Origin of the sequence: Agromyces albus (genome assembly GCF_004134825.1) — a bacterium.
In the GTDB taxonomy this organism is placed as follows: Bacteria; Actinomycetota; Actinomycetes; order Actinomycetales; family Microbacteriaceae; genus Agromyces; species Agromyces albus.
Genome location: NZ_SDPN01000082.1, coordinates 1 through 5,646 on the forward strand (window position 1 = coordinate 1; position 5,646 = coordinate 5,646).

At 68.4% G+C, this 5,646-nt stretch carries 3 protein-coding genes and 1 rRNA gene; 1 reads left to right on the forward strand and 3 read right to left on the reverse strand.

Annotated features, from left to right (window positions below):
• The 3 genes from ESP51_RS20105 to ESP51_RS20115 all read right to left on the reverse strand — a co-directional run.
• A 16S ribosomal RNA gene (locus tag ESP51_RS20105) occupies positions 1-172 on the reverse strand; the annotation flags it as partial.
• Between the two features lie 581 nt (positions 173-753).
• Positions 754-1,590: an aldo/keto reductase gene (locus ESP51_RS20110; protein ID WP_129522641.1), complete on the reverse strand. Its 837-nt coding sequence runs from the start codon at positions 1,588-1,590 to the stop codon at positions 754-756.
• Between the two features lie 101 nt (positions 1,591-1,691).
• Positions 1,692-2,504 carry a CPBP family intramembrane glutamic endopeptidase gene (locus ESP51_RS20115; protein WP_129522642.1) on the reverse strand — a complete coding sequence of 271 codons (813 nt, stop codon included), beginning with the start codon at positions 2,502-2,504 and terminating at the stop codon, positions 1,692-1,694.
• On the opposite strand from ESP51_RS20115, the gene hrpA reads away from it, so the two are divergent.
• On the forward strand, positions 2,503-5,646 hold a 3,144-nt coding region (gene hrpA / locus ESP51_RS20120), incomplete at its 3' end, for an ATP-dependent RNA helicase HrpA (RefSeq protein WP_129522643.1). The two genes, ESP51_RS20115 and hrpA, sit on opposite strands and share 2 nt — an antisense overlap.

Sequence of the window (5,646 nt, forward strand, 5' to 3'; positions counted from 1 at the left end):
CGGTATTAGCTCCGATTTCTCGGGGTTATCCCAGAGTCCAGGGCAGGTTACTCACGTGTTACTCACCCGTTCGCCACTAATCCAAGGAGCAAGCTCCTCTTCATCGTTCGACTTGCATGTGTTAAGCACGCCGCCAGCGTTCGTCCTGAGCCAGGATCAAACTCTCCAAAGAAAACTGTTTGACCTGACCAAAGAACTGTCAACAACTGACAATCCATCAATCTCAAAGAAATCCCAAACACCAACCAAAAGGTCGATGCCCGAGGATATTTGGCATTGAACATAGTGCACGCTGTTGAGTTCTCAAGAAACGGACGCACCCGAGTTTCAGTCTTTCGACCTGCCCTCAGGGCAACCTCTCTACTATATCACTTCCGCAACCTGTTCCCAAACCGATCGGCCGGAGCTTCAGGTTGTGTTCGCAGCTGGAATACGTGCAGGAAAGCCTGCATTCACAGTGGAAGTAAGTAGTCATCCTAGGCGTTCAGACAGCGTCCTACAAGGTTCTGATCTGAGCGATTGGAAGGTCCCACGTGAGGCCGGCGAGCTCTTCCGCTCTGCCGCACCTTTGGGGTGACGAGTGATTACTTTACGCACGCCTCGGGTGCTCTGCCAAAACGGGCTTGCAGTCCGGGCGTGTCGCCCGGATTCCCGCCGATCCTGCGCGAACGACCACCCGCGGGGGGGCGTGGCCCGGCCGCGGGAGGCCTCCTGGAACACCACGCAACCAGGCTCCCCGCGCCCGGCGCGCGCTCAGTTCACGTGCTCAGGATGCGAGCTCACCCGGCCCTCGCGCTCGAGGGCCGTGATGGCCTCCATCTCGGCGTCGTCGAGCGTGAAGTCGAACACGTCGAAGTTCTCCGCCATGCGCTCACGCCGGTTCGACTTCGGGAAGACGATGAAGCCGCGCTGGAGGTGCCAGCGGATCACGACCTGGGCTGGCGATCGTCCGTGGGCCGCAGCGGCATCCGTCACCTCCTGGTGCTCGAGCAACGGGTACTTGCCCTGGCCGAGCGGTCCCCAGGCCTCGATCGCGATGCCGTTCTCCTCGGCGAACTCGACGGTGTCCGGCTGCTGATGCGCCGGATGCAGCTCGATCTGGTCGACCGCAGGCACGGTGCCGGTCTCGGCGAGCAGTCGTTCGAGGTGTGGAACGAGGAAGTTCGAGACGCCGATCGAGCGCACCCGGCCCGATGCCCTGAGCTCCTCGAACGCGCGCCACGTCTCGACGTAGCGGTCGCGCGCCGGCGTCGGCCAGTGGATCAGGTACAGGTCGACGTACTCGAGGCCGAGTCGCTCGAGGCTCGCGTCGAACGCATCGAAGACCGATCGCGTGCCCTGATCGTCGTTCCACAGCTTCGTCGTGATGAAGAGCTGCTCGCGCGGGATCCCCGATTCGGCGATCGCCTTGCCGACCCCCTCCTCGTTGCCGTAGATGCGTGCGGTGTCGATGTGGCGGTAGCCGATCTCGAATGCATCGGTCACGATGCGCGCGGTCTCGTCGGGATCGACCTTGAACACTCCGAAACCGAGCTGCGGGATCGAGTTGCCGTCGTTGAGCTGGATGCGAGGTACCGAGGAATGGGTCATGGAGTCATCCCATCACGGGAGCCTGCGCCACCGACAGGTCGGTTCGCTCCTCGCGAATCGCGGCGCGGTGCCCGTTCGACCCAGTCGCGTGCCCGCCGATGTCAGCGGACGAACGCCTCCTCGGGCAGGAACGTGAGGACGAGGGCGGGTGCGCTCGTCATGAGGTTCACGAGGAAGTGGGCGACGATGATCGGCATCAGTCGGCGTTGCCACAACACGATGAGGCCGGAGCCGATGCCCCACACGAGATAGGCGACGAGGTACACGGGCACAGCGCTGGGAGTCGCGGCGTAGAAGACGTGCTGCACGGCGAAGACGATCGCCGGCACGAGCACCGCCACAGCGGCCGGCCAGCGACGCACCAGTCCGCCTTGCGAGTACCCCCGATACACGAGCTCCTCGGCGGGCGCATTGAGCGGCGCGAACGTGACGACGGAGACGATCGCGAGCGCCGCCAGCAGCGCTCGGTCGAGCGTGGGCGTCGCCGCCTCGTCGTAGAAGACCGTGTCGAACCGCTCGAAGGCCGCTCCGCCGTGGAGGGCGAACATCATGCCCATGATCGCGAGGGCGAACGGCAGCGAGAGCGCCGAGAGCCACAGGAGTCCCCACGCGATGTCGGCGCCGAGCCGGCGCCACGAGAAGCCGATGAGGTCGCGTGCCCGGAGCCCCTCCCGGTGCAGCGCACGACGGACGAGCACGAGCGACACCACATTGACCGGAAGCATGATCGCCGCCCCGAAGAGCAGCGACGGCGGGAAGGTCGAGCGCTCCCCCGCCGCGAGGAGGAGCAGCCACGTGATGACGGCGGCGAGCGCGACGAGGGCGACGCGGAGCAGCGGCAGGCCGAGGAGGACCGTGACCGCCGGGGTGCGAGGCGCCGTCGCCTCGGCGGGTGCTGCGACATCCGTCGACATGAACGAGTTCTACCACGGCGGGTCGCGGCGGCGCACTCACCGCATACGATGGAGGGCTGTGCTTCCCACGATCACCTATCCCCCAGAGCTGCCGGTCTCCGGCCAGCGAGAGGAGATCGCGCGCGCCCTGCGCGACCACCAGGTCGTGATCGTCGCCGGCGCGACCGGCTCGGGAAAGACGACGCAGCTGCCGAAGATCTGCCTCGAGCTCGGCCGCGAGTCGATCGCGCACACCCAGCCGCGCCGCATCGCCGCACGCACGATCGCCGAGCGCATCACCGAAGAGCTCGGCACCGAGCTCGGTGGCCTCGTCGGCTACCAGGTGCGGTTCACCGATCGCGTGAGCGAGTCGACGCGCATCAAGGTGATGACCGACGGGATCCTGCTCAACGAGATCCACCGCGACCGCGAGCTCCGCCGCTACGACACGATCATCATCGACGAGGCCCACGAGCGCAGCCTCAACATCGACTTCCTCCTCGGCTACCTGAAGCGCCTGCTGCCCCGCCGGCCCGACCTCAAGGTCATCGTCACGAGCGCGACGATCGACCCCGAGAGCTTCGCCAAGCACTTCGCGGATGCCGCGGGCAACCCGGCTCCCGTGATCGAGGTGTCGGGTCGCACCTATCCGGTCGAGATCCGCTACCGTCCGCTCGTCGCCGAGACGGGTGCAGGCGATGCCGACGACGACGAGGGCGCCGCCGCTGAAGACAAGGACGTGCAGCGCGGCATCCTCGAAGCCCTCGACGAACTCGAGCGCGAGTCATCCGGCGACGTGCTCGTCTTCCTCTCGGGTGAGAGCGAGATCCGCGACGCCGAGGCCGCCGTGCGGGCGCACTACAACCGCGCGGGCGGCCGCTCGGGCGAGACCGAGGTGCTGCCGCTCTACGGGCGACTCTCCTCCGCCGACCAGCACCGGGTGTTCGAGCCGTCGAAGATCGCCGGGCTGCGGCGGCGCGTGGTGCTCGCGACGAACGTTGCCGAGACGAGCCTCACCGTGCCCGGCATCCGCTACGTCGTCGATGCCGGAACGGCTCGCATCAGCCGGTACTCGGTGCGCTCGAAGGTGCAGCGCCTGCCGATCGAGGCCATCTCGCAGGCCTCGGCGAGCCAGCGCTCGGGCCGGTCGGGTCGCACGAGCGACGGCATCGCGATCCGCCTGTACTCCGAAGAGGACTTCGAGCGGCGGCCCGAGTTCACCGATCCCGAGGTGCTGCGCACGAACCTCGCCGCGGTCATCCTGCAGATGGCCTCGCTCGGGCTCGGCGCGATCGAGGACTTCCCGTTCCTCACGCCGCCCGACTCGCGCGGCATCCGCGACGGGCTCGACCTCCTGAAGGAGCTCGGAGCACTCGACGAGACGGCGACGGGCGACGGCCCGCAGCTCACCCGCATCGGCCGGCAACTCGCTCGCCTGCCGATCGAACCGCGGTTCGCGCGCATGGTGCTCGAGTCGAAGGCGCAGGGCGTCAGCCGCGAAGTACTCGCGATCGTCGCGGGGCTCACGATCCAGGACCCCCGTGAGCGTCCGCTCGACAAGCGCGAGCAGGCCGACGGCTTCCACGCCCGGTTCGTCGACCCGACGAGCGACTTCCTGACACTGCTGAATCTCTGGAACCACCTCGAGGAGCAGCAGCGCGAGCTCTCGGGCAGCGCGTTCCGGCGCATGTGCAAGTCCGAGTTCCTGAACTACCTGCGCGTGCGCGAGTGGCAGGACCTCTATCGCCAGCTCGTGCGGCTCGCGAAGCCGCTCGGCTTGCACCTCGGCGACCCGAAGGTGAATCCCGACGGCATCCATCGCGCGCTCCTCGCCGGCCTGCTCTCGCACATCGGGCTTCGCGATGACTCGCGCACGGGCAGCGGCCGCGGCGGCGCGGGCTCGACGCGAGAACAGCAGCAGCGCGGCCGGCGCCCGGCTGCCGAGTTCCTCGGCGCCCGGAACGCGCGCTTCATGTTGTTTCCCGGGTCCGCCCTGGCGAAGAAGCCACCGGCCGCGGTGATGAGCGCCGAGCTCGTCGAGACGAGCCGGCTGTTCGCCCGCACGAACGCGGCGATCGACCCGGCATGGGCGGAGCAGCTCGCCGGGCCCCTCGCCAAGCGCAGCTTCAGCGAGCCGCGCTGGGAGCGACGGCAGGGCGCAGCCGTCGCCGATGAGAAGGTCACGCTCTTCGGCGTGCCGATCGTCGCGAAGCGGCGCATCCAGCTCTCCCGCGTCGACCCCGAGCTCGCCCGCGAGCTCTTCATCCGTCACGCGCTCGTCGAGGAGGACTGGGACACGAGCAGTCTCGACAAACGGCTCTTCGCGTTCCTCCGCAAGAACCGCGAGCTCCGCCGTGAGCTCGGCGAGGTCGAGGAGCGCACCCGTCGACGCGACATCCTCGCCGGCGACGAAGCCGTCGTCTCGTTCTACGAGTCGAGGGTGCCGGCGGATGTCTCCGACACGCGCTCGTTCGAACGCTGGTGGCGCGGCGAGCATCGCGACCGGCCCGACCTGCTCACGATGTCGGCGGCCGACGTGCTCGGCGAGGACGCTCCCACCGACGACCGCGCCGGATTCCCCGACCGCTGGCGGCAGGGCGACCAGACGCTCTCGCTGCGCTACCGCTTCGAACCCGGTGCCGATGACGACGGCGTCACCGTGCTCGTGCCCCTCGTGCTGCTCGCGCGCCTCGAGCCGACGGGGTTCGACTGGCAGGTGCCGGGCCTGCGCGACGAGCTCATCACGGCGATGCTCCGCACGCTGCCGAAGGTGCTGCGCCGACAGGTCGTGCCGGCGGCGGAGTGGGCGAACAGGATCTCGGCCGAGCTGCCCGACGGCCCCGAATCGGGCACCGCCCGGGAGCCGTTCGCCGCGGTGATCGGACAGGCGATCCGCCGGCTCACCTTCGCCCCGGTCGATCCGTCGGACTTCGACCTCGATCGGGTGCCGACGCACCTGCGCATCTCGTTCCGCGCCGTCGACGAGCGCGGCCGCGCCCTCGGCAGCTCGAAAGACCTCCGCGAGCTGCAGGAGCGACTTGCCGGGCAGACTCGTGCCGCCGTCGCGAAGGCGGTCGGCGCCGCGGCCCCGGCTCCCAAGGGCAAGCCCGTCGCTGCGGCCAGGCGAGCGCCCGGGGCACGTGCGGTCGGCGCCGGCGATGCC